Source organism: Rhodococcus sp. JG-3 (assembly GCF_000482405.1).
Lineage (GTDB): Bacteria > Actinomycetota > Actinomycetes > Mycobacteriales > Mycobacteriaceae > Rhodococcoides > Rhodococcoides fascians.
In genome coordinates, this window is the sequence record NZ_KI519398.1 from 4,927,970 (window position 1) to 4,951,369 (window position 23,400).

25 protein-coding genes are annotated in these 23,400 nt (G+C 64.9%); 2 read left to right on the plus strand and 23 right to left on the minus strand.

What is annotated here, in order from left to right; all coding sequences use genetic code 11:
• Window positions 1–117: 117 nt before the first annotated feature.
• Window positions 118–399, minus strand: a complete 282-nt coding sequence (locus K414_RS0124615) for a glutaredoxin family protein (RefSeq protein WP_027498351.1) — start codon at window positions 397–399, stop codon at window positions 118–120.
• A gap of 204 nt (window positions 400–603) precedes the next feature.
• Here K414_RS0124615 and K414_RS0124620 point away from each other — a divergent pair, with 204 nt between their 5' ends.
• The gene (locus tag K414_RS0124620; protein ID WP_045840673.1) at window positions 604–1,539 is read left to right on the plus strand and encodes an HAD-IB family hydrolase; all 936 of its coding nucleotides are present in this window, start codon (window positions 604–606) and stop codon (window positions 1,537–1,539) included.
• Between the two features lie 18 nt (window positions 1,540–1,557).
• On the opposite strand, the gene K414_RS0124625 is transcribed toward K414_RS0124620, so the two are convergent.
• From K414_RS0124625 to K414_RS0124670, 10 genes are all read right to left on the minus strand, one after another.
• Window positions 1,558–2,046, minus strand: coding sequence for a GNAT family N-acetyltransferase (locus K414_RS0124625; protein WP_027498353.1), 489 nt, complete (start codon window positions 2,044–2,046; stop codon window positions 1,558–1,560).
• Between the two features lie 19 nt (window positions 2,047–2,065).
• Window positions 2,066–3,115 carry a lysophospholipid acyltransferase family protein gene (locus K414_RS0124630; protein WP_027498354.1) on the minus strand — a complete coding sequence of 350 codons (1,050 nt, stop codon included), beginning with the start codon at window positions 3,113–3,115 and terminating at the stop codon, window positions 2,066–2,068.
• Window positions 3,112–4,239, minus strand: a complete 1,128-nt coding sequence (locus tag K414_RS27930; RefSeq protein ID WP_237606396.1) for an NAD-dependent epimerase/dehydratase family protein — start codon at window positions 4,237–4,239, stop codon at window positions 3,112–3,114. The genes K414_RS0124630 and K414_RS27930 overlap by 4 nt, the downstream gene beginning before the upstream one ends.
• Window positions 4,240–4,405: 166 nt before the next feature.
• Complete coding sequence (locus K414_RS28740) at window positions 4,406–4,507, minus strand: AURKAIP1/COX24 domain-containing protein (protein WP_003402602.1); 102 nt, start codon at window positions 4,505–4,507, stop codon at window positions 4,406–4,408.
• Between the two features lie 231 nt (window positions 4,508–4,738).
• A complete protein-coding gene (locus K414_RS0124645; protein WP_008713658.1) occupies window positions 4,739–4,975 on the minus strand; it encodes a helix-turn-helix domain-containing protein in 237 nt (78 codons plus the stop codon).
• Window positions 4,976–5,102: 127 nt separating this feature from the next.
• A complete protein-coding gene (gene proC, locus K414_RS0124650; RefSeq protein ID WP_027498355.1) occupies window positions 5,103–5,918 on the minus strand; it encodes a pyrroline-5-carboxylate reductase in 816 nt (271 codons plus the stop codon).
• Between the two features lie 18 nt (window positions 5,919–5,936).
• Window positions 5,937–6,794, minus strand: coding sequence for a thioesterase family protein (locus K414_RS0124655; protein WP_027498356.1), 858 nt, complete (start codon window positions 6,792–6,794; stop codon window positions 5,937–5,939).
• Between the two features lie 20 nt (window positions 6,795–6,814).
• A complete protein-coding gene (locus tag K414_RS0124660) occupies window positions 6,815–7,657 on the minus strand; it encodes a sugar phosphate isomerase/epimerase (protein WP_027498357.1) in 843 nt (280 codons plus the stop codon).
• Between the two features lie 12 nt (window positions 7,658–7,669).
• Entirely contained in the window at window positions 7,670–8,929 is a 1,260-nt protein-coding gene (locus K414_RS0124665; RefSeq protein ID WP_027498358.1) for a hypothetical protein, read from the minus strand.
• On the minus strand, window positions 8,926–9,879 hold the full coding sequence (locus K414_RS0124670) for a Ppx/GppA phosphatase family protein (protein WP_027498359.1): 954 nt from the start codon (window positions 9,877–9,879) through the stop codon (window positions 8,926–8,928). Before K414_RS0124670 ends, K414_RS0124665 begins: the two co-directional genes overlap by 4 nt.
• A gap of 33 nt (window positions 9,880–9,912) precedes the next feature.
• Here K414_RS0124670 and K414_RS0124675 point away from each other — a divergent pair, with 33 nt between their 5' ends.
• A complete protein-coding gene (locus K414_RS0124675; RefSeq protein ID WP_027498360.1) occupies window positions 9,913–10,710 on the plus strand; it encodes a hypothetical protein in 798 nt (265 codons plus the stop codon).
• Between the two features lie 69 nt (window positions 10,711–10,779).
• Here the strand turns inward: K414_RS0124675 and K414_RS0124680 are convergent, their stop codons facing one another.
• The 12 genes from K414_RS0124680 to K414_RS27945 all read right to left on the minus strand — a co-directional run bounded on the left by K414_RS0124680 (window position 10,780) and on the right by K414_RS27945 (window position 23,230).
• On the minus strand, window positions 10,780–11,469 hold the full coding sequence (locus tag K414_RS0124680; protein WP_027498361.1) for a response regulator transcription factor: 690 nt from the start codon (window positions 11,467–11,469) through the stop codon (window positions 10,780–10,782).
• Complete coding sequence (locus tag K414_RS0124685; RefSeq protein ID WP_027498362.1) at window positions 11,466–12,638, minus strand: ATP-binding protein; 1,173 nt, start codon at window positions 12,636–12,638, stop codon at window positions 11,466–11,468. The genes K414_RS0124680 and K414_RS0124685 overlap by 4 nt, the downstream gene beginning before the upstream one ends.
• A gap of 137 nt (window positions 12,639–12,775) precedes the next feature.
• The gene (locus tag K414_RS0124690) at window positions 12,776–13,531 is read right to left on the minus strand and encodes a phosphoglyceromutase (protein ID WP_027498363.1); all 756 of its coding nucleotides are present in this window, start codon (window positions 13,529–13,531) and stop codon (window positions 12,776–12,778) included.
• A 12-nt stretch (window positions 13,532–13,543) separates the two neighbouring features.
• Entirely contained in the window at window positions 13,544–14,707 is a 1,164-nt protein-coding gene (locus K414_RS27935; RefSeq protein ID WP_051365418.1) for a low temperature requirement protein A, read from the minus strand.
• Between the two features lie 228 nt (window positions 14,708–14,935).
• Window positions 14,936–15,304 carry a hypothetical protein gene (locus K414_RS0124700; RefSeq protein WP_237606586.1) on the minus strand — a complete coding sequence of 123 codons (369 nt, stop codon included), beginning with the start codon at window positions 15,302–15,304 and terminating at the stop codon, window positions 14,936–14,938.
• A 48-nt stretch (window positions 15,305–15,352) separates the two neighbouring features.
• On the minus strand, window positions 15,353–15,895 hold the full coding sequence (locus K414_RS0124705) for a DUF3558 domain-containing protein (protein WP_027498365.1): 543 nt from the start codon (window positions 15,893–15,895) through the stop codon (window positions 15,353–15,355).
• Window positions 15,896–16,053: 158 nt separating this feature from the next.
• Window positions 16,054–17,193: a lipase family protein gene (locus tag K414_RS0124710; RefSeq protein ID WP_228139284.1), complete on the minus strand. Its 1,140-nt coding sequence runs from the start codon at window positions 17,191–17,193 to the stop codon at window positions 16,054–16,056.
• A gap of 94 nt (window positions 17,194–17,287) precedes the next feature.
• Window positions 17,288–19,039, minus strand: a complete 1,752-nt coding sequence (locus K414_RS0124715) for a CocE/NonD family hydrolase (protein WP_051365274.1) — start codon at window positions 19,037–19,039, stop codon at window positions 17,288–17,290.
• Window positions 19,036–20,244, minus strand: coding sequence for a lipase family protein (locus K414_RS0124720; RefSeq protein WP_027498368.1), 1,209 nt, complete (start codon window positions 20,242–20,244; stop codon window positions 19,036–19,038). Before K414_RS0124720 ends, K414_RS0124715 begins: the two co-directional genes overlap by 4 nt.
• A 91-nt stretch (window positions 20,245–20,335) precedes the next feature.
• Window positions 20,336–21,778 carry an MFS transporter gene (locus tag K414_RS27940; RefSeq protein ID WP_051365275.1) on the minus strand — a complete coding sequence of 481 codons (1,443 nt, stop codon included), beginning with the start codon at window positions 21,776–21,778 and terminating at the stop codon, window positions 20,336–20,338.
• The gene (locus tag K414_RS29830; RefSeq protein ID WP_343294194.1) at window positions 21,775–22,242 is read right to left on the minus strand and encodes a hypothetical protein; all 468 of its coding nucleotides are present in this window, start codon (window positions 22,240–22,242) and stop codon (window positions 21,775–21,777) included. Before K414_RS29830 ends, K414_RS27940 begins: the two co-directional genes overlap by 4 nt.
• On the minus strand, window positions 22,223–23,230 hold the full coding sequence (locus K414_RS27945) for a condensation domain-containing protein (RefSeq protein ID WP_343294195.1): 1,008 nt from the start codon (window positions 23,228–23,230) through the stop codon (window positions 22,223–22,225). The genes K414_RS29830 and K414_RS27945 overlap by 20 nt, the downstream gene beginning before the upstream one ends.
• Between the last annotated feature and the right edge of the window lie 170 nt (window positions 23,231–23,400).

The window sequence follows — 23,400 nt, forward strand, 5'->3', positions numbered from 1 at the left end:
TTCACGCTGATCCTGCGTTCGTGTCTATTTCACGAATGCTGTTCACACCACGGTAACTGCTTGTGAACGAATGAACAAAGTTGCGCATACCGGCCCTCACCTGCACACGGAGAGCAATCACACGTTCTTAGGGTGCCCTGCCCGGCCCAGATCGGCCCGCAATCGGGGCACGTCGACCTCCCAGTAACTGTGCTCGACACCGTCGAGTAGCACCACGGGCACTCGGTCGCCGTACTCCGCGCGCAGGTCAGGCGATTCGGCCGCGGCCTCGTCCACGTCGATGACCGTCACGGCGACGCCGAATTCGGCGCACACCTCGTGGAGCACCGCGGACGCGTGGGTGCAGGAATGGCAGCCTGCGCGGGTGAGAAGTGCCACGCCGGACGGAGTCGTTTCCATCCGTCCACTCTGACATGCCGGTAACAGAGACGAAGGTCACAGCTGCGCGGTGCGTCGGGAACTGTTCATCGTCGGTAGGTGCCGTCGTGCGACGCTCGTGTCGGACGCACGCATTAGGCTGCGAGTGACGTACTGGCGAGGGAGGTGGACGTGGTGACTGACGGGGGCACAGACCTGCCGATCGAGGACACGCCCGATGTCGACATGGTCGACACGAACGATCCGGACGGGGACAAGCAGCGCAAGCGGCGTATTCGCCGGATTCGCAATCCGTTCGGCCCGTCCGATGCGGAGGTCCGCGCCAACGTCGCGGGTGAAGCGAGCGCCGATGCCGCTCTCGCCCTGCAGGTCGAGTCCGAGGGAGCGGTTCCCCGCGATCTGACCGCAGCCGCCTTCTTCGACGTGGACAACACCATGGTCCAGGGCGCGTCGATCATCCACTTCGCGCGCGGACTCGCCGCCCGAAAGTACTTCACCACGGGCGACGTCGCCCAATTCGCTTGGCAGCAAGTCAAATTCAGGGTCAGCGGCAAGGAGAACAGCGAGGACGTGGCCAGTGGCCGCGAGAAGGCGCTCTCGTTCATCACCGGTCGTCCCACTGCCGAACTGAGCCGGCTCGGCGAGGAAATCTACGACGAGATGATCGCCGACAAGATCTGGGCGGGCACCCGTGCCCTCGCCCAGATGCACCTCGACGCAGGTCAGCAGGTGTGGCTGGTCACCGCCACTCCCCTCGAACTGGCGCAGATCATCGCCAAGCGGCTGGGCCTGACGGGCGCGCTGGGAACTGTCGCCGAGAGTAAGGACGGCGTCTTCACCGGCCGTCTCGTCGGCGACATCCTGCACGGCATCGGCAAAGCTCATGCGGTGCGGTCGTTGGCCGTACGAGAAGGCCTCAACCTCAAGCGGTGCACCGCGTATTCGGACAGCCACAACGACGTGCCGATGCTCTCGCTCGTCGGTACCGCGGTCGCGATCAACCCCGATCCGGACCTGCGTGAGCTGGCGAAGAACCGCGGCTGGGAAATTCGCGACTATCGCACCGGACGCAAGGCCGCCAAGATCGGCGTTCCCACTGCGCTGGCCCTGGGCGCGGTGGGCGGCGGTCTCGCTGCGGTGATCGGTCGCCGCAAGGCCTGACCTCGTCCGTCCGTCGGGTCAGAGCGTCAGTTGCATCAGGGTCAGGTCCAGCCAGCGCCCGAACTTGACCCCTACCTCCGGCATCTGTCCGACGCGAACGAAGCCGAACTTCTCGTGCAGTGCGATGGACGTGGTGTTCTCGGATTCGATGAACCCCACCAGCACGTGGACGTCGCCGCCTCGGGCCCGGTCGATCAATTCGCTCAGCAGGGCACTGGCCAGGCCGCGGCGATAGAAGTCGCGGTGGATGTACACCGAATGTTCCACCGAGTGCCGATAGCCGCTCTTGACTCGCCACTGGCCGTACGACGCGTAGCCGGCGACCCGGCCGTCGACCTCCGCGGTGAGTACCGGGTACCCGGCAGCGATCCGTCCCTCGAACCACGCTGTGCGATCGGCGAGGTCCACCTGTTCCTCGTCCCAGATGGCGGTGGTGTTGGCGACCGCATCGTTGTGGATGTCGAGAATGTCTGGGAGGTCTTCTACCGTGGTGTCGCGAATATGCACTGGCAGAGGATAACCCGAGCTATCCGAGAAACACGTTGCGTCTCTTGGCAAGCAGTCGGTACAACGTGTGCTGAATGGTTTCGCGCACGTGGTCGGTCAGCTCGAAGAGCACCATCGGATCCTCGAACGCGGTGGCGTCGTAGGAGTCGGTGTGAATGGGCTTGCCGAACTCGATGTACCACTTCGACGGCAACGGAATCAGACCCAGCGGCCCGAGGTGCGGGAAGAACGGTGTCACCGGGAAGTACGGCATCCCCATCAGTCGTGCCAGCGGGGCGATGTCGCCGATCTTCGGGTAGATCTCCTCTGACCCGACGATGGAGCACGGAATGATCGGCGCACCCGTTCGCAGCGCAGCCGAGACGAACCCGCCGCGGCCGAACCGCTGCAACTTGTACCGCTCGCTGAACGGTTTGCCGATCCCCTTGAAGCCCTCCGGGAACACGGCGGCAACTTCCCCGGTGCGCAGCAGCCGCTCCGCGTCGGGATTGCACGCCAACGTATGCCCGGCCTTGCGGGCGATCGTGCCGACGCCGGGCATCTCGAATGCCATGTCGGCAGCCAACATTCGCAACGGCCGGTGGGCAGGGTGATGATCGCGCACGGCAACCGACGTCATCAGCGCGTCGACCGGTACGACTCCGGCGTGGTTGGCCACGACGAGCGCACCTCCCTCGGCGGGGATGTTCTCGATGCCCTTGACCTCGACGCGGAACCACTTGTCGAACAGCGGACGCAGCAGCGGCAGCCACACGGCATCGGCGAAGTGCGGGTCGTAGCCGAACTCGTCGACGCTGTAGTCGCCGGCCAGGCGTCGACGCACGAACTCGGCGACCGAGGAGATCTGGTCGACGATCGCGGTCTTGGTGTCGTCGATCATCGACAGCACGGGTGCCGCTTCTGCGGCGATCGTGGCCGCAGAAGCGGCAGGGGTCGGGTCCACCAGCGGCGTCGGCTCACGTGGATCGGCGTAGGCCGATGGGTGCCGCTCGCGTGAACCCTGCGCGGCGCGGGCGGACCGGGCGGACGCGCCGCCGTGCAAGGGAATGACTTTGGCCACGTCGCTCACCTGTCCGCTCCGGATTCTCGCGTCGTGTCGGCACTGCCGAGCGAGGCCAGTACGCGCGCCGCGGACGCCCCCGTGTCGACGGCCCCGAGCAGCCGATTCTCGATGGCGTCGACCCATTCGGTTCGGACGACCGGCCGCAGCGCTGCGCCCCGGACGAAGTCGTCGAACGCCTGGACTGTGGTCCACCGAGGCTCGAACCCGAGGACGGACCGCATCCGTGTGGTGTCCAGCCCGCAACCGAAATGGAAGTAGTCGAGTTGCTCGGTGGTGAATTCGCGCATCATTCCGCCCATGAGTGCCCGCCCCACGCTCTTGAACAGTGGAAACGGCACCGGAACCTGCACTCGACCGGCACGTCGAATCGCCTGCGAGAGCATGATGGTGCCGTCGGCACCGATGTTGAACGTGCCTGCAGGCCCGCCGATGGTCGCGCGTTCGAGGGCCGCAAGGGCGTCTTCCTCGTGCAACAGCTGCATGCGCGCGTCGCGTCCGACGATGCTCGGAATGAGGGGTGACGTCATGTACCGCGAGATGGTGCCGTTGAGCCGCGGGCCGATCAGTGGGGCCATACGCAGGATCGATACCGCGATATCCGGGCGACGACGACCGAGTCCGCGAATGTAGCCCTCGATGTCGATGGTGTCCTTGGCGTACGCGCCGCTCGGTGGGCGTCGGGCACTCATCTCCTCGGTGAATTTCACCGGATCCTTGGCGCTGCATCCGTACACCGAGGAGGACGACCGCAGGACCACCTTCTCCACGGTCGGCGACTTCTGGCACACCGCGAACAGCTGCATGGCTCCGATGACGTTGAGGTCTTTCATCGTCGCGCGGCCGCCGGATTTCGGAGGCTTGGCGACCGTGGCCGCATGCACCACGGTATCGACGCCGGCGTTACGAATCACCTTGCCGATCAACGGGTTTCGAATGTCGGCACGAACGAATTCCGCGCGACCCATACGTCGCAGCAGATCTTTGCTCGGAGATTTCTCGTCGACGGCGATGACACGTTCGATGCGAGGGTTCTGAGCGAGGCGGGTGACGAGGTATCCGCCGAGGAATCGACTGGCACCGGTCACGAGCACCACTCGGGGCGCGGCAACACCACGATCACTCGGACTCACTGCGCCTCCCCAACTTCGGCTCCCGTGCCGAGCCTACTGGATCGACAGGTTTCCGCGAGGTCTGAAAGGAAAGGAGGCCTGGAAGGACAGATGCAACTCGCCTTCGAACGAGCAGAGCCCGCCACCGATGGTGACGGGCTCGGCCGTGAAGCAGATGACGGCAGGCTTATTTGCCGAGTTTCCTGCGCTGCACGCGGGTACGACGAAGCAGCTTGCGGTGCTTCTTCTTCGACATGCGCTTGCGACGCTTCTTGATCACTGAACCCATGCGGGTGTCCTCACGTTCTTCTCTAGCGTTTTCGCGCACGCCGTTTGCGTACGCCTACCTGACAACCAAGCCCGAAGGCTTCGAGCCAACAACCTTGGTCACCGAGCTGGCGCTGGGGCCACGTACTCGCCCACGGCTGCACACCGGCTGGCTGGCACGACGAACGCCAATCCTACCGGTGTGAGCCGTGACTTACGAAACCGGCCCGGTCTTACGACCTAGCTACGTGCACTAGCCTGCGTCGAAATACGAGGTCTCGAGATAGTCGTGTACAGCCTTGGCGTGCACACGAAAAGATCGACCCACCCGTACTGCGGGCAGCTCTCCGCCGTGCACCAGTCGGTACACGGTCATTTTCGAAACTCTCATCAGAGTCGCCACCTCGGCGACAGTGAGGAACTGTGTTCCGGCCAGAGCCGGTTGACCGTCCGGGGACGAACCCTTGGACGGCTTGTTTATAGACGCCATCAATCCACTTACCTCCGGCACGTCTCATGCGGCAGGCTTCCCCTCCTGCCGAACAGACACGCACGTGCTGCCCCCGAGCCTATAGGGACAGATGGGGTTACTGCGACGGGTGTGGGGAAAAGATTTTTTATTCTGCTGTGATGCCCATCTCAATCGATCGGGCGTTGGCTGCACCGAGAGCATCGAAAAACGCAGCTCGGAGGCCGTTTCGCTCCAATTCGCGCACCGCCGCGGCGGTCGTTCCGCCCGGGGAGGTCACGGCGTACCGAAGCTCGCTGGCGGACTCGTCCGAGCGATCCAGCATCGCTCCCGACCCCACCATCGTCTGTGCGACGAGTGCAGACGCGACATCCCGGCTCAATCCCAGGCCCACTCCCGCGTCGATCATGGCCTCGGCGACCAGGAAGAAATAGGCCGGACCGGACCCGGACACGGCCGTCACCGCGTCGAGCTGATGTTCCTTGACGACGACGACCTTGCCGACGGCCGACAGGATGGAGCGCACGAGCTCGAGGTGCTCGGCGCGGGCGTACTTCCCCGGGGCCAGCACACTGACGCCCTCCCCTACCAGCATGGGGGTGTTGGGCATGACCCGTACGACCGGGAATCCGGCGGGGAGCTTGGGCTCGAACTTGGCGGTGGGCACGCCTGCGGCGAGCGAGACGATGAGTTGTTCGCGGTCACCGTCGAGCTCGATCTTGGTGATCTGATTCAGTGCGCCTTCGACGTCGGCCGGCTTGACCGCCAGCACGATGACGTCGGCTCCCTCGGCCGCGTCGGCGACACTGGCGGTCAGTACTCCGAAGTCCTTCGCGATCTCTTTGGCGCGCGGCTCGGACTTCTCGGCGACCACGAGGTCGCGCACGGCGTGACCGGCCTCGAGGAGTCCCGCAATCAATGCCTCGCCGATCCGTCCGCCACCGATCACTGCAATTCTCGTCATACGGCCAAGCCTGCCATGTCAGTTCGAGCGCGGCACCATCGCCAACTGTCGGCTCTGCACCACCACGGCACCGGTCGAGTCGAGTATCAGGTGGTCTTCCTCGAACCAGGTGCTGCCGATGACGGAGCTGGTCGCTGCCACTCGCAGCCACCCCGGAGCCGGGCGGCGACGCAGATATGTCGTCAGCTGGACCGTCGGTGCCCAGCCGAACATTCCGCGGTTCATCGTCACCGGCGCCGAGATGTCGCCTGCCATCAACGCGAAGAGCACCGACGTGTCGGCGTCGGCTTCGTCGCCCGCGAAGGGGCGCACCCACAGTCGAATTTCGGCCTCACCCTGCTGACCGGTGAGAAACGATGCCGACGACGGTTCGATCCGCATCTCGCAGCCCTTGGCCACGTGCACGATCGACGCCATGGGGTGATCGCCTGCCACCGCGAGGGTGTCCGCAGGAGGCTCCGCGGCCATCGACGACAGCGACAACGGGGTTTCGTGGTTAGGTTCCTCCGAGTCGGGCCGACCGAGGGTGACCACCGCCCGCACTGCGACACGTCCGGCCTGAGTCAGCTCGACGTCGACGTGCGAGACCTGCCTGCCGCGCTTGCGCACGATCGTCGTGAGCGCCACTTCGCCGGGATCGGGCGCGGCCAGATAACTGACGCTGACGGCCAACGGCTGGATCTCGACCTGGGCCGGGTCGATCAGCACGATCTGCTGACGCGCCGCGGCCGCGCAGATGGCGAGCATCGCCCCGCCGTGCACTTTGGGGCCGATGGTCCAGGTGGAATCGATCGCACCGGCGAAGGACACCGTGTCTGCGGAGACGTCGAGTGGGACCAGTGTGGTTGCTGCCCGGAACGGGCTGGTGGAACTCATTCCGGACAACTTACCGGCAGTCAGGACAGGTGTGCGCGGGCGAACTGCAGCGCCTGGTCCAGCATCGACGAACGCTCGGGCACCGTGCGCGCATTCTGAGTGTTGATCTCGATGACGGCTTGGCCGTCGAATCCTCGCCGCACCAGTTCGGTGCAGACCTGGGCGCAGGGCTGGCTGCCGTGCCCCGGGATCAGGTGCTCGTCCACGGACGCGCCGCGGCCGTCGGCCAGATGCAGGTGCGCTATCCCGTCGCCCATCCGGTCGAGCATCTCGAGTGCGTCCGAGCCTGCGGTCGCGGTGTGCGAGAGGTCGAGTGTGTAGTGGCCGTGACCGACGTCGGTCGGGTCGTACGACGGCGAGAACGCCGACAGCGCCGCTCCCGGGCCTCCGCGCCGTTCGAGCCGCTGGGCGGATTTCTCCTTGCGACCGAAGAATCTGTCGGCACGCATCGGGAACATGTTCTCCACTGCGACCACGACGTGGGAGTTCGATTCCAGTTCCGCCACCTGATCGGCGAACCCGTCGCTGTACTTGCGCTGCCAGCGGAACGGCGGATGCACGACGACGGTCGCCGAACCCAGCTTATCGGCCACCTCGACCGACCGGGCCAGTTTGACTATCGGATCCGATCCCCACACCCGCTGTGAGATCAGCAGACACGGCGCATGGATGGCCTGCACCGGTATCGAGTACTCACGTGACAGCGCAGCCACCGCATCGACGTTCTGACTGATCGATTCGGCCCACACCATCAGTTCGACGCCGTCGTAACCCAGATCGGCGGCATAGCGAAACGCTGCCTCGGTATTCTGCGGGTACACCGAGGCCGTGGACAACCCGACCTTGATTCGCTTCGCCGCCATCGTTGTCGAAACTCAGCCGGTACTGAGCTGGAAGGCCAACGGACCGAGCGTGACGAACACACCGACGGCTATGGCAATGACGATCGAGACCAGATCGTCGGTACGCCGGAGAATCCTCACCACGGCGACAAGACCGACGATGACCAGCACCGACAGCACCAGTGCCACCCATGGCAGCACGTCCCACAGCTGCTCGAAGCCCTTGAACAGCAGCGCACCGACGACGATCGACACGACGGCCTGCCCGATGAGCACCAGCCACTGCCGAACCGCGCCGCCCTTGCCCTTGACCGGGGACTTGTCCTTGCTTCCCGTGTCCTTGCTCGCCGTGTCCTTGCTCGCCTTGTCCTTACTCGCCGACTTGCGTCGATCGGCACGCGAGCCGGAACTCGGGGTGTCGGCGGTCTTCGGGTCGACGGTCTTCGGGTCGGCGGTCTTCGGGTCGGCAGGGTCGTCGTCGGTGGTCGGCTTCGTGAGGTCGACCACATCGGGTATGACCTGAGTGCCGGCCTCGTCGGCCGATTCATCAGTGGCCTTCTCGCCGGCGATCTTCTTGTCAGCGGTCTTTTTGTCGGCGGTCTTCTTGTCGTCGACCTCGTTGTCGCGCGTGATGCGCGGGGTGACCGCGGTCTTCGCCAGGTCGTCCACTTCGACGAGAGCGGCATGTGGGCTCTCCACCAGCGGCGCACGCGAGGTGACGTCGGTCTTGGGTTCGGCGGATTCGGTCGAACGCGGCGGCTGGAATCCCGCCGATCGACGGGCCCGTCCCTGCTCGGCCTGGGTCGACCCGTACGGACGACGCTCCGATCCTTGCGCGGCAGGAGCGGCTGGCCGCAACCCGCGCGCGGTGTCGTCGTGCGATCGATTGAGCAGGTCTCCGGCGACGGTCGTGGAGCCCGACAGCAGTTCCGGTTCGGGCTGCTGCTTGTCGCGCTTGCCTGCCGGTTGGTACGGGGTCGGGCGGGTGCTCTGGGGCCGGGCCGGTTGCGGCCTGGACGACGTGGTCGTGTTGCCGTCGGATGCACTGCTCGTGGGCTCGTTCGCAGCGGTATCGGGAGCTTCGTCCTGCGGCTCGTCGACGACGGGTGCGCTGCGGTCGCCGGGTTCGTCACGAACGACGGGAATCTCCCCGGTCAGTTCGGCCACGGAGATGCCGCCCTTGACGCCTCGCCTGCGTCGCCCTCCTGCAGTCAGGTTGGTCTTCTGGCCGTTTCTGGCCAACAGCTCGGCGACCGAGATCTGCCCGGTGTCTTCCGGGTTGGCGTCGCTCATCTCGAACTCCCCACCAGATCGCCGTCGGCTTCGGTGTCCAGCTTCCTCAAAATCAAACCTTCCCTCAGCGCCCACGGACAGATCTCGAGTGATTCCACCGACAGTGCCCGCATGCTCGCCTCCGCTACCAGCGCCCCGGCCACCAGTTGTGGTGACCTGTCGGCACTGATGCCTTCCAATTCTGCACGGTCGGCGGCCGTCATCCGCGATATGAACGCGATGAGTTGCCTCAGACCGCTCGCCGTCAGCGTTCTCGTCACTCGCGGACCGGCCGCGGAAGGCGCAGCACCGGTCAAGCGAGCCAACGAACGAAATGTCTTCGACGTTCCCACCGCGCGGTCCGCATCGCCCGCAGCCAACAGTTCTTTGGCCGGTGTCGCGAGTTCGGCATCCAACCAGTCACGAAGAACGGCAATACGACGCTTTCCCGGAGGATCCTCGTCGAGCCAGTCCCGGGTGAGGCGGCCGGCACCGAGCTGCAGGGAGAACGCCACGTCGGGATTCTCGTCGCTGCCGCTGGTCAGTTCCAGCGATCCGCCGCCGATGTCGAGTCCGAGGATGCGCCCGGCGCTCCAGCCGTACCAGAGGCGCACGGCCAGGAACGTCAATCTGGCCTCGTCCACGCCCGACAGAGTTTCCAGGGCCACTCCGGTCTCGGCGAGAACACGCGCGAGAACGTCGTCGGAGTTGTAGGCGTCGCGCACCGCAGAGGTGGCGAACGCCATCAGTTCACTGCAACCCGACCGGGCGGCGATGGCGGCAAACTCACGCACCTCGTCGACGAGCCGATCGGCACCTGCAGGAGTGATGTTGCCGAACGCGTCGGTGTTCTCCGACAGGCGCAACGTCGCCTTGCTCGAGCTCATCGGCGTCGGGTGTGCGCCACGGTGTGCGTCCACTACGAGCAGATGCACCGTGTTGCTACCGACGTCGAGCACCCCTAATCGCACAACCCCACGGTACTGGGTCTACCGTCGTCATTTGTGACAGCAGGTCGTGAGCAGCAGTCGTTCGCTGCAGAGGTCGAGTTGGATTTCCCGCGAGAATGGGTCGAGTTTCCCGACCCCGACAATGCCGAACATGTCATTGCCGCCGATCTGACGTGGCTGTTGTCCAACTGGACCTGCGTGTTCGGCACCCCCGCCTGCCAGGGCACCGTCGAGGGTCGCCCCGACGACGGATGCTGCTCGCACGGCGCGTTCCTGTCCGACGAGGACGACAAACGCAAGCTCGACGAGTCGGTGAAGTTGCTCACGCCGCAGGACTGGCAGCTGATGGACAAGGGTCTGGGCAAGAAGGGATACGTCGAGTACGACGATCTCGACGACGAACAATCTTTGCGTACGCGCCGCTACAAGGGTGCGTGCATCTTCCAGAACCGACCCGGGTTCGAGGGTGGCATCGGGTGCGCACTGCATTCGATGGCGCTGCGCAAAGGCATCGAGCCGCTCGAGGTCAAGCCCGACGTGTGCTGGCAGTTGCCCATCAGGCGCACCCAGGATTGGGTGACGCGTCCCGACGGCTCCGAGATTCTCAAGACCACCATCGGCGAGTACGACCGACGCGGTTGGGGCGAAGGCGGACTCGATCTGCACTGGTACTGCTCCGGCTCACCCGACGCGCACGTCGGAGCCAAGCAGGTGTTCGAGTCGTACAAGCCGGAATTGACCGAGCTGCTCGGCAAGGCCGCGTACGAGGAGTTGGCGTCCCTGTGCAAGCGTCGTCGTGGCCTCGGTCTGATTGCCGTACATCCGGCCACTCGTGAGGCCCAGCGCCGATAGTGCGGCTGGCGCCGCATGTGAGTGGAAACTCGTAGCCCACTACGCGTTTCCACTCACATGCCGCAGGCTCTACCCCTCGAGCTTGTAGCCCAGACCGCGCACGGTGACGAGATGCTCCGGCTTGGCCGGGTCGGTCTCGATTTTCGACCGCAGTCGTTTGACGTGCACGTCGAGAGTCTTCGTGTCGCCCACGTAGTCCGCACCCCACACTCGGTCGATCAACTGGCCCCTGGTCAAGACCCGGCCGGAGTTGCGCAGCAGGTATTCGAGCAGGTCGAACTCCTTGAGCGGCAACGTGATCTGATCGGATCCGACCATCACCACATGCCGTTCGACGTCCATCCGCACCGGCCCGGCTTCGAGCACTCCGGTGTCGGTGCCGCCATCGACCTCGGCGTCACTGCCGCGGCGCAGTACGGCGCGGATACGAGCGATCAGCTCACGAGCCGAATACGGCTTGGTGACGTAGTCGTCGGCACCGAGTTCGAGCCCCACGACCTTGTCGATCTCACTGTCACGCGCGGTCACCATGATCACGGGAACGCCTGAGCGCGAACGCAATTGCTTGCACACGTCGGTGCCGCTCATTCCGGGAAGCATCAGGTCGAGCAGCACGATGTCCGCGCCGGCACGATCGAATTCGGCCAGAGCCGACGGTCCGTCGCCGACGACGGTGGCCTCGAACCCCTCTTTGCGGAGCAGGAAGGCCAGTGGATCGGCCAACGACTCTTCGTCTTCCACGATCAGAACGTTGGTCACTGATTCTCTCTTTCTGTAACCGCGGCGTCGTCTTCTTCTTCGAAGTACGCGGGGATCTGGAGGGTGAAGGTGGATCCGGTGCCCAGCTTGCTCCACAGCGAGATGCTGCCGTTGTGGTTGGCTGCGACGTGTTTGGCGATGGCAAGGCCGAGGCCTGTCCCGCCGGTGGCCCGCGACCGAGCTTTGTCGACGCGGAAGAATCTCTCGAAGACGCGTTCCTGGTCCGCCTTGGCGATACCGATTCCTCGGTCGGTGACGGCGAACGCGACGTTGGAGCCGCGCAATGCCCTACTGACCGAAACGGGCGAACCGTCGGAGGAGTACGCGATCGCGTTCTGGATGAGATTGGCGAGCGCCGTCACCAGTAGCGCCTGGTCGCCGAGTACTTCGAGCCCGCTCGGGTGGTCGGTGGTGACGGAGATGCCCGCGTTCTCGGCAGCGAGTTTGGACCGGTCCATCGCCTCGTTGACGACGGTGTCCACGTCCACCACTTCCAGGTCGGGCAGTTTCTCGGCCCCCTGCAGACGCGACAGTGCGATCAGCTCGGTCACCATGTTGCCCAGGCGTTTGGATTCGGCGACGACCTTGCCGCCGAAGTGCCGGACGGAGTCGGGATCGTCGGCGGATTCGAGCAGCGCCTCGGCCAGCAGGCTCATGGCACCGACCGGTGTCTTGAGTTCGTGACTGACGTTGGCCACGAAGTCGCGACGCGTGGCCTCCATCCGTACCTGCTCGGAATCGTCGTCGGCGAAGAGAACGACGAACCGTCGGTCCTCTTTGCTGAGCAGTCTCGCGACGCACCGGACGGCGATCTTGTCGCGGCCGGGCCGGGGGGCCTTGGCACTGAGATCGACTTCGACGGGATTGCCGTCGGACAGCACTTTCGTCGCCGCGGCCCACGCCCGCTCGTCGATGGAACGGTTACGCACCAGGCCGAGCTCCTCGGCCCGAGGATTCGACAACACGACGTCGTGAAATTGATCGACGACGGCGATACCGCTCTCCGACGCCAGCACGATCAGGTCCAGGACCTGCGACATCGTCAATCCGGAGGTGGCGCGGCGACGCTCCGAGTGTCGAGTGTTGAGGTACGGGATCAGAACACCGCCGACGAGGTATCCCACGAAGGCCGCGGCAATTGCCAGTAGTACGGCCGATGCAACACTCACACCGGAATCGTACGTTCGATGGACGGCTCACATACGCAGGGTGCAGGCATTTCCCTGGTCGTCATAGCCCTCGTCGGCAGTGTTCTTCGTTCGTTCACCTGCAGTTTCGACAAACTGCCGGTTTGTGCGTGGCGGAGTTACTTACCGCCCTGGTTTGCCACGGCAGCCGCACCCGCAGCCGCTGCTTCCGGATCCAGGTAGGTGCCACCCGGATTGGTCGGCTTCAGCTTGCCGTCGACCTCGGTGAGGTCGTACTGCAGCGGGATGCCGGTGGGGATGTTCAGTTCGGCGATGTCCGCGTCGGAGATCTCGTCGAGGTACTTCACGAGTGCACGCAGCGAGTTGCCGTGTGCGGCGACGAGCACGTTCTTGCCGGCCTTCAGATCGGCGACGATCGTCTCCTCGAAGTACGGGATGAGCCGTTCGACGACGTCGGCGAGGCATTCGGTCAGCGGAACGCTGTCCAGGTCGGCGTAACGGGGATCGGCATCCTGGCTGAACTCGCTGCCTGCCTCGATGGCGGGCGGCGGCGTGTCGTAGCTACGACGCCACAGCATGAACTGCTCGTTGCCGTACTTGTCCTTGGTCTCGGCCTTGTTCAAGCCCTGCAGTGCGCCGTAGTGCCGCTCGTTCAGACGCCAATCGCGCACGACGGGGATCCAATGCCGCTCGGCCGCGTCGAGCGCGAGGTTCGCGGTGCTGATCGCGCGGCGCAGCAGCGAGGTGTACAGCAGGTCGGGCAGTACGCCCGCCTCGGCGAGGAGCTGGCCGGCGCGCTTGCCCTCGGCCTCGCCCTTCTCGGTCAGTCGCACGTCGACCCAGCCGGTGAACTGGTTGGACGCGTTCCATTCGCTCTCGCCGTGACGAAGCAGAATCAGGGTTCCGATACTCATGTGGTCAGTTTCTCATGCTGGACGCTGGGGAGTGGAGCCTGCGGAACGACCTAACGCTGGGGGTCGTGGCCCGCGTGCGACGAGCACGCCGACGACGACGATCATGACGACCGCGGTGAGGGTGATCGGGATGGGAATGATCGGGTCGAACAACACGAGCACGGCACCGACCGGAACCGCGATGTTGACGACGCGATCCGCGTGGGCGCGGATGGCGATCAGCCACACTCCGAGGACGAATATCGCAATCGGGACCGTGACGGTGAACGACGCGGCGACGTCGCCGAGCTTGCTGTGTTCGGTGAGCACGTCGATCTCGACCTCGATGCCGGCCGAGAACGCGCCCGCCGCGGCGAAGATGAAGTAGTGCGTGTAGCCGTAGATCAGCGAGTTGCCGAACTTTCCGATGGCCCGGTGGTGCGGCGGCCAGAAGTAGATCCACCACAGACTCGCGGTGACGACGAGGGTGAGGACGGAAATCGAGATCAAGGGTGCCAGCGCCGTCTCGTCGTGCAGCGCTTCGATGATGGCGTTGGCCGATGCGAGCAGACTCTCGCCGAGCAGTATCAGCGTGAACAGCCCGTAGCGTTCGGTGATGTGATGCGGGTGCCATGGCGTCGACCCGCTGCGTTCGGCGATCAGTGGAACCGCCATTTCCGCGGCTGCCAACACGAAGAACAGGACGACGGCGGCTGTGCCGTCGAACAGCACCAGCCAGAGAATCCACAGAACTTGAACGCCCGCAATGCCTGTCGCGTATGTCAGTGCGGTCTTCTTGTAGTCACCGGTCCGAGACGCTCGAACCCATTGCGTCACCATCGCTACGCGCATCACGACGTAACCGAGCACCACGACCGCAAAATCCTTGTCCACGAACGCCGATTCGACTCCGGCGGCGAGCACCAGCACACCGGCCATCTGCACGACGGTCAGCGTTCGATACAGCCAGTCGTCGGTATCGAAGGAGGTGGCGAACCACGTGAAGTTCATCCACGCCCACCAGATCGCGAAGAACACGAGGGCGTAGCTGAGCAGACCGTCGGCGACATGGTTCTCGGTGAGCGCGTGATGGAGTTGCACCGCCGCGATACTGACGGCCACGACGAACACGAGGTCGAAGAACAATTCGAGTGGACTCGCCGCGCGATGCGGTTCGTTCGGATCGCGCGGACGCATCTGTACCAGCCGGGCCGTGGAAAGATTCACGAAGGCAGAGTAAGGCATCCGATTCGCGAATGTTGTCGTGATTGCGTTGCCGTAGTTGCCTTTACGGACATTTCGGGCAGGGTCGACGGTATGGCGTTGGCAATGCACGGAACCTCCCACCCTTTGTGCCGACCGCGCGCCGGGGTTCCGCGCATAGCGGGGGTGCGAGGTCCGGAGAAAGGGTGTGAGGTTGCGGGACTACTCCCCCAGCGCCGCCCCGATCTCGCCGACCCGAGCGCCCACGCTCTGATCAACCTCTTCGGTGTCGACGAAATAGCGCCGAAACACCGAGCGCATCAATTCGATGACCTCGATGTGTTGCCTGATCGCGACAGCCGCCGACCGTTCCTCACCATCGGCCAGTCGCTTGAACTTGCGACCCAGCTGTCGAGCTGAAGGAAGCGTTCCGAATGCGTCGAGATCGACGAGAAACTCCGTCTTCTGCAACATGCCATTCAGGTGTCTGAGATATTCGGCGCACGCCTGGTCGCACTGGAACGCCACGCCCTCCGGAATCTCGAGCGCCCCCGCGGCCGCCTGCTCGGACAGGTTGCGCCACTGCTGCATCGACACTGCAAGACTATTGACGTTAGTCCCCACCAGATCCCCCATCCGTCAATTTGTTGCCGGAGGCAGCGACGAACGCAGAGAGCCTGCGATCCGCATGATCTCCACGCACGGGTCACCCTGCGGGTCTTCGGAACCCATTGTGTCGAGGACGAAATACACCAGACCCTTCTCCACCTCGAATGCCATGCCACAACTCCGTCCGACCGGACGGTCAGCGCGCAAGAACTGGTATCCGCCGAGACCGTCGACCTTCGAGAATTGATTGAAGCGGTCGTTCGCCTCCAGATCGTCCAGCGAGTGGAAGCCCGAGAACGCGCCCAGGAAGTACCACGACCCAGGGTCAGGGTCTGTCCAAATACACGTCTTCCAGTCGTTCGACAGCGGGGCGTCTCCGAACAGGTTCGTGGTTTTGCTCCCCACATCCAATCCCGCGGCCTCGACGGCATTGTCCGGGATGGTGCATGGATCCCAGGGCTCGGTGGCGATCGGCGCAACGCTGGTCGACGTCGGCAACGCAGCATTCGGTGCACTCGGCGTCGACTCACCACATCCGGCGACCAGCATCATCAGTCCGACCACACCCGTCACCCAGCGCCCTGTTGCTCTCACAACTGGTTGGACGCGGCGAGCCCCGACTCGGTTCCCCGGCAACCTCACACACTTACTACCGACTGCGCGCCCCCACTCTCTGAGGAGCAAGGGCGCGCAGTCGACAAATGCGGTGTGAGGTCACTACCGAGCGGACATCAGCCGCAGTTCGACGGTGCCGGCTCTCCTCGGAATCGTGCGTCCACGTACGCGTAGGCCTCGGGCAGTCCGACGATCGATCCGCTGAAGTGCTCGGCGAGTGGATACGCCCGGAACTGCACGGTTGCCCCGGCTGCGCAGTAGCGGTCGACCGTCTCCTTCACCGGCGCGTAGGGGGTGATGAAGTCGTTGATGCCGTGCCAGATGTACACCGGGGCCGTGGGGACGCCGTCGTAGTCGACGAGACTGTTCTTCTTCAGTACCGCCTGCGCAGAGGGCAGGGACGCGATGTCGACGTTCGACAGATCTCTTGCGCTCTTGAACGCTCCGCCGATGATGATGGGGCGCCTGCATTCGTTGCTCACGCGATCTCGCAGGGCCAGGCCCGCTGCATTCAGGTTCTCCGAGACGGGGAATTCGGTCGGGTATTCACGTTCGAGTCCCAGTGATGCCGCGAGTGCCATTCCGAAGGCGGGGTGCGGAATCGCGCTGTAACCCAGGTTCTGTGCGATCAATCCCAGGTCGGCCGGGGTTCCACCGTGCACGCTGGCCACGATGTTCAGCTCCGGCGCGTAGGTGGGTGCCATGGCACCGGCCCACGAGGTCGCCAGTGCACCTCCCGAGTAACCCAGCAAAGCAACGGGACTGTCCTTCAGCGGCAACTGCTCGAAGTTCTGCACGGCCCGCACACCGTCGAGCGTCAAACGACCTTCGTACTCCGCGGCTCCGTAGGCTCCGGTCGGGCCGAGGTAATCCGGCACCGCAACCGCCCACCCGCGGGCGACCATACCGACGTACAGGCTCGGCGCTTCACCGATCTCGTACGTGAAAAGACCATGCGACGGTGCACATTTGACGCCCAGAGCATTGATGACGGCTTGATAGGACACCAGTGGGGTTCCCGCGCCTTTGCCTCGCGGCATCAGCACGGTCGTCACCGCGGCGACGGGTGCACCTGCGGAGTTGGTGGACCGATACTTGAGTTGCCAGATGTCGGTGTTGGGGTACATCCAGGCGTCGGCCCGTCGGCTGGCCAGGATGTCACCTGGCGCGTGATCGGCGATGTCGGCCGGTGCCGCGTAGAAGACGTCCGGATCCGGGGCCGTCGGCGCGGGAGCCGCCGAAGCTGTTGTGCCCACTGCGAACAGGGACGCGCAGAGCGCCACCAGGATGGACCCCAGGGTAAAGAATTTTCGGATCACAGCGAGCCTTTCGGGTGAGCAAAGTCGAAGATCACGGGACTACGGGAAGAGAGAACTGGTTGATCGGATCCGTCGAGGACACGGTGACGTCCGCTGGGCCCGGCCCACCTGCGAAGGACGGATCCGTCGCGGTGATCTCGACGGCGACGCGATGACCGCGGTCGAATCGATGGACGATGCTGGGCAGCGAGATGGTCACCGGTTCACCGGATCCGGTGAGTACGGCGGGTGCAAGGAGTCCGTGAATCGGGCTTCGCGCACCGTCGGGTGCTACGTCGAGCACGGTGACGAAGACGGTCGCGGGACCGGACACCGTGGGACCGATCGACAGTTCCGGTGCGCCGACGACGTCGATGGGTTCGGTCAGTGGCGGCGTCGTCCAGTTCGCGGCAGAGCCGGGTAGCGAGACCCGCGGCACGGGCAACTCGGCCGCGAGATTCGGCAGTCCGAACGTGGTGGGCATCGACGCACCTGCACCCCGAATCGTCTGCGTCCACACTTCGTTCGACGAATCCCCCTCCGCCAGTGATTCATTCGACAAACGGAACGTGCGGCGAGCACCGACGGGAAATGTCTCGGATTCGACGTAGGCCGGCGACGCGACGCCGGTGTAGGGCACCCAGTCCCGGAAGTAGGTGAAAGCCGGTCCTGGGTCGACGTCACGATCCTTGAGGTGTCGGTCGAGCCAATTGCCCACCAGTGCCGCTTCGTGCTGAGTGAACGGGTCGGGGGCCTTGATGTCGAACTCACCCGGATAACCCTTGCGATCGTTGTGTCCCCACGAGTGCCAGACCATGGACGTTTCCACTCCCCGCGCCCGCAGGGCCTCGAATGTAGCTGCGGCCTCGTCGAGACTGAACAGCGAATCTTTCTGCCCCTGCGTGAGCAACACCGGCACATCGACTCGATCGAGATAGTCCACCGGTGAGACATGACGCATCGCCGCCAGAGTTCCCGGGTCGGGTTCGCGATTGGCCGTGAAGGCGGACGCGGCGTCGCACACCCACTGGGCGTAGTTCGGGCACCCCTGTGCCCGTGCCGGATCCACGGCGTATCCGCCCGGTCCGGTCAGAACGGCACCGGCGGCCAGAAATGCCGAACCGAACACGCTCTTGACCGGCCCGACGGATCTGCGGCCGGCCCCGTCCGGTGCCAACGACCGCGCCAGATCGTTCCAGGTGATCATCGACGCGACGGTGTCCAATCGTCGATCGACCGACGCCGTCGCCAATCCCGTTGCGCCGGCATAGGAACCGCCGAGGTAGCCGACGCGCGGGTCACCCGGAGCGTCGAGCCGAACCACGTCGAGTGCCGGGGCGGCAACCGTCCGTGCGGGATCGGTGAACACCCCGCCGCTCTCACCGGCGAGATAGCCGATCAGAGCCGATGCGGCCATGCCGTCGTAATCGGGATCGGCGAAGTAGATCTTGCACGTCGAGCCGCCGAAACCCAGAGCCGAGTACGTCAGAACCACGTAGCCGTGAGTGGCGAATCTGGCAGCGGCACCGGCCTGGTCGTCCTTGGATCCGCCGAAACCGTTGCTGGTCAGAATGGCTGGGGCTCGATGGTCCGGTCCTAGCCCGACAGGAACGTACACATCCCCGACGACGGTGCAGTGCTGGTCGTGTTCGGGCCCCACTGCGACGTCGAAGTACCGAGTCTGCACCGAGAAGTCGCCGAGCGTCTGCGGTGCCAGGACCGGAAGCTCCGCTGCATATCCGGGCGCGGAAGCCGCGACCAGAGTCGTCGTCACAGCAGCGATGACGGCTGCCAGTCTTCTCATCGGATGCAGTTCGTCGGCGGCGCGACACCCCGAAACCTGTTGTCCAGGAATGTCAGTGCCGCGGGAAGACCCTCGAACGCCGCCTGGATGTGCTGCGGTGCATGGACGACGTCGAACTGCAAGGTGGCACCACTCGCGCAGTACCGAGCAGCAGTGTCACGCAACGCACCGATCGGAATGAGCGGATCGTTGTCGCTTCCCCACAGAAGCGTGGGTGCCGTCGGCACACCGGCGTACTTGACCAGACTGTTCTCGTCGATGATCTGCTGCGCCTCGGGGCTGTCCACCAACGACGTAGTGGTCGAGACCGCCAGCGCACTCTTGAAGGCTCCGGTCGCAAGGATCACCGGCGTGCACGCATTCGACACCTGATCCTTCAACGCCAGACCGGTGGGATTGAGCTGCGCGGTGATCGGCAGGCGATCCGGGTATTCGCGTTCGAGTCCGAGGGCGGCCGCGAACGCGAGACCGAATGCCTGATGGGGCTGAAAACCCAACGCGCGAGCGATGTTGTCCAGATCCGCAGGCACACCTCCGGCTGCGGCGCCCACGATGTTCAGCTCGGGTGCATAGCTGGGAGCGAGCGCCGCGGCCCACGCCGTCGCCATACCGCCGCCGGAGTAACCGGCCATACCTACCGGGCTCGCTGCCAAACCGAGTTCCGGCACGCGCTGTGCGGCGCGGACGCCGTCGAGCGTGATCTGTCCGCCCAACTTGGCTGCGCCGTAGGCACTTTTGGGCCCGAGGTGGTCCGGTACCGCCACGGTCCATCCACGCATCAGCGCGAGGTTGAGAAATTCACGTTCCTGCACACCGGTCGTCGGGTCGGCACCGAACAGGGACTCCGACGGTGCGCACTGCAATCCGAGCGCATTGACGAACGGCTGATACGACAGTAGAGGCCCACCGGGTGCGCGGTTCGTCGGTGCCAGAACGGTTGTCACTGCGGCGATGGCGTCGCCTCGGGAATCGGACGACCGGTACTGGAGCTGCCAGATGTCGGCACCGGGATACAGGGGGCTCGAAAACCGCCGACTGGCAACGACATCGCCGTTGTTCTTCCCGTTCAGGTCCGCAGCCGCCGCATACAACGTGCCGGGTACCGGGGCCGGATCACCGGGCGCGGCCGACGCATGGGGAGCAGCTACGAACAACAGCGACATCAGCCCGACGACGAGTGTCGAGGTCACGAGGGTGCGAAGCATGGTGTAACTCTTCTCGATTTCGATCGGCCCGAACTCCTGGTCCGGGTGAGATATTGACGGATACTGTTGCGGGACAATCACTTAGAAATATTCACGGCACACCCTGGGAAACCATCGACGAGCTGCGTTCGATGACGCCGCGGGGCAGCGCGGCCGCGACTGCGGTGGCCACCACCATGGTCGCGGCCAGCCCGAACAACACCGTCCGCTGAGACGCCAGATAGTCCGCGGCAACCGGCTCCGCAGGAAGCAGACCGAAGTACAGGGCCCCGGTCACCGCGGTTCCCACAGCCGATCCCACTTGTTGGACGGTCGGCAGAATTCCCGAGGCCGAGCCGATGGCGTGCGGGGCCACCCCCGCGACGATGGTGCTCTGCAACGGCGCGATCACCGACCCGAGACCCGCGCCGAGTACCCCGAGCGGCACGACCGCCCACCAGGGAAAGCCGGCACGGTCCAGGTATTCTGTGGTGACGCCGAGAACGAGCAGAGCCAGTCCCATAGCGGCCGCGCCGGCCGCAACGACGCGAGAATCCCAGTGGTGGAACGAGATCGGCGCGGCCACGGAAGCGAGCACCGCCCCGAGCGCGAAGGGAACAGTGATCGCTCCCACCGTCGACGCGCTCTCACCCAATCCGGATTGCAGTGTCACCGACATCGTCAGAACGAACCCGGTGAAGGTCCCGTACACGAGAGCCGATACGGCGCATCCCACGGAGAATCCTCGCTCACCGAAGACGCCGATGTTCACCATGACGTGTGCTCCTGCAGCACGTCGACGACGCTCCCACATCGCGAACCCGGCCAGTGTCGTCAGACCGAGCGCAACCGCGGGCAACGCTGCGGCGACACTCGAGCTGATCATGACGGGACAGACGATCAGCAGGGCCCCGATCGACCATAGGACGGCACCGACCGGGTCGAACCGCCCGCCGTGTCCGGCCGGGACCTGCTCGGTACCCGATGCCACGAACCTGCGGCCGAGAACGATCGCCGCTGCCGCGATCGGGACGTTGATCAGAAACAGTGCCCGCCAACCGGTTCCGAGGATATCGAGGTGCAGCAGCGCTGCGCCGATGGACGGCCCGGCGAGTCCGGCCAGCCCCGCGGTGCCACCGTACAGCGCGAACGCGGTGGTGCGCCGCGTGCCGGAGTAGGCCGCTGTCACGATCGCCACCGTCTGCGCCGACATCGCCGCTCCCGCGAGCCCCTGCAGCACGCGGGCGAGGACGAGCAGTTCGACGGTGGGCGCGTAGGCGCAGAGCACCGACGTCACGGCGAACAGTGCAGTGCCGGTGACGAATACCGTTCTGCGCCCGAACACCTCACCTGCGCGCGCCATCGTGAGCAGCGCGCAGGCGAAGGCGAGCAGATATGCCGTCGGGATCCAGACCTGCTGAGTGCCCGACGCGTCGAGGTCACGCGCGATCGTCGGCAACGCCACGGTGACGGCGGTGACGTCGATCATCTGCATCGTGACGGCCAGCAGGCAGGCACCCAGCGTCAGCCACGACCCGCGGCGAGGGAGCGTCATACCCTGCTGACGTCCGGAAGCTCGTGGGCCAACACGTGAGCCTCGGGTGGCTGTGGGATGTAGTCGCCCTTGTCGACCACGGCGGCGTAGATTTCGGAGATCTTGGAGAAGTACAGGTCGATCGAACGATCGGCCTCGTCGGTGCCCGGGTACAGGAACTCGACGCCGGTGTGGTCCTCGAAGCGGTTGATCCACATGAAGACTTCCTCGGAACTGCCGCGGTTGCCGTACAGACCCGCTCCCGCCGCATCCAATTCGGCTTCGCCCGGCAACTTGCGAACGTCGACGTACGAGATCATCGGCGCGGTCCATCCCGGCTGCGTCGTGATTCCGTGTTCCGGCAAGGCCAGCTCGAGCACCCGGTGGTACGAGGTGTTCGCCAGCAACTTTCCGGAGTCGAATGCTGCCTGTGCGAGCACTGCGAGGGTACGGAACGTCGGCTGCTCACCGAGGTCGAATTGCACCGGAATCAGGCTCGAATACCACCCGATCGACGCGAATTCGCCGGGGGTCGCCCGCGTGCTCTTGGGCGTCAGACCGAGGTAGCTGCCCCGGCCGGCGAGCTCGTACTCCGCCAGCGCTGCGGCGGCGAAGATTCCGCCGATGAACTTGACTCCCACGGCTGCACACGCCTCGTCGACTGCCTGCGCGGTGGCACCGTCGAACAACGGGAACGAGCTGTGCGAGGTCCGCGTGTAGTCGATGCTGCTGCGTCCCAACGGAAGTGGGAACGTCGGCAGATCGCCCCCCGTTGTCGGTGACCAAGTCGATCCAGGTCCGAACCGCAGGGCTCTCGAGAGTTGTCGCGTCGCTCTCGAGGCGTTCGCGCTGGCAGTACTCGAGGTAGCTGCCCGGGGTGAACAGGCCGTCGGACTCCCCCGTCACCGCGTTGCGATAGAGCTGGCGCAGTTCGTAGTAGGTCAGGGCCTGCGAGATGCCGTCGGTGTCGAGGTGATCGACCGCCGCGTACACCACGAAGTGATCGTCGTGTTCGATCGTTCCGAACGAGAAGCAGTCCCAGCTCTCGGGACCGGGCGTGCTGTCCTGCACGTGACGCCGAATGGCCTCGGAGTCCGCAGGCGTTCCGAAATCGGTCGCTTCGAGCGCGATGTCGGCGACGTCGACGAGGTGGCGCGTCGAACCCTCGGCCGTCGTCGAGAACCAGCTACGGAACGAATCGTGTCGGGTGACGAACGTGTTGAATGCTCGTCCCATCGCGGTGCGGTCCAGCGTGCCTTCGATCTTGAACGTCACCAGGCACAGCCGGGAGAATCGGAACGACGATCCCCGGTTGCGGTAGGCGGCTTCGAGATACGCCTGCTGGATGTGCGAGGGCGGTGCCGGGTGAACGGGCGCAGCCGCGGCAGCAGCTCGTGAGGCGACGGTGGGTGACCACGTGGTGAGCGGTCCTGGAGCGGGCTTCCACTCGTCGATGAGTCCGAATGCGACCACGACACAACCTTTCGAAGGAGACAGAGCGATTCGACGCGGCGAGGTGCGTCGGAGGGGCCAGTGCATCACCCGGGCAGAGGCCGAGAAACCCCGTCGACGAGCATTTTGGAAAATTGACAACGATTCGCGGGATATCTGTGTCAGAACTGAAGGATCGTCAACATTGTTGT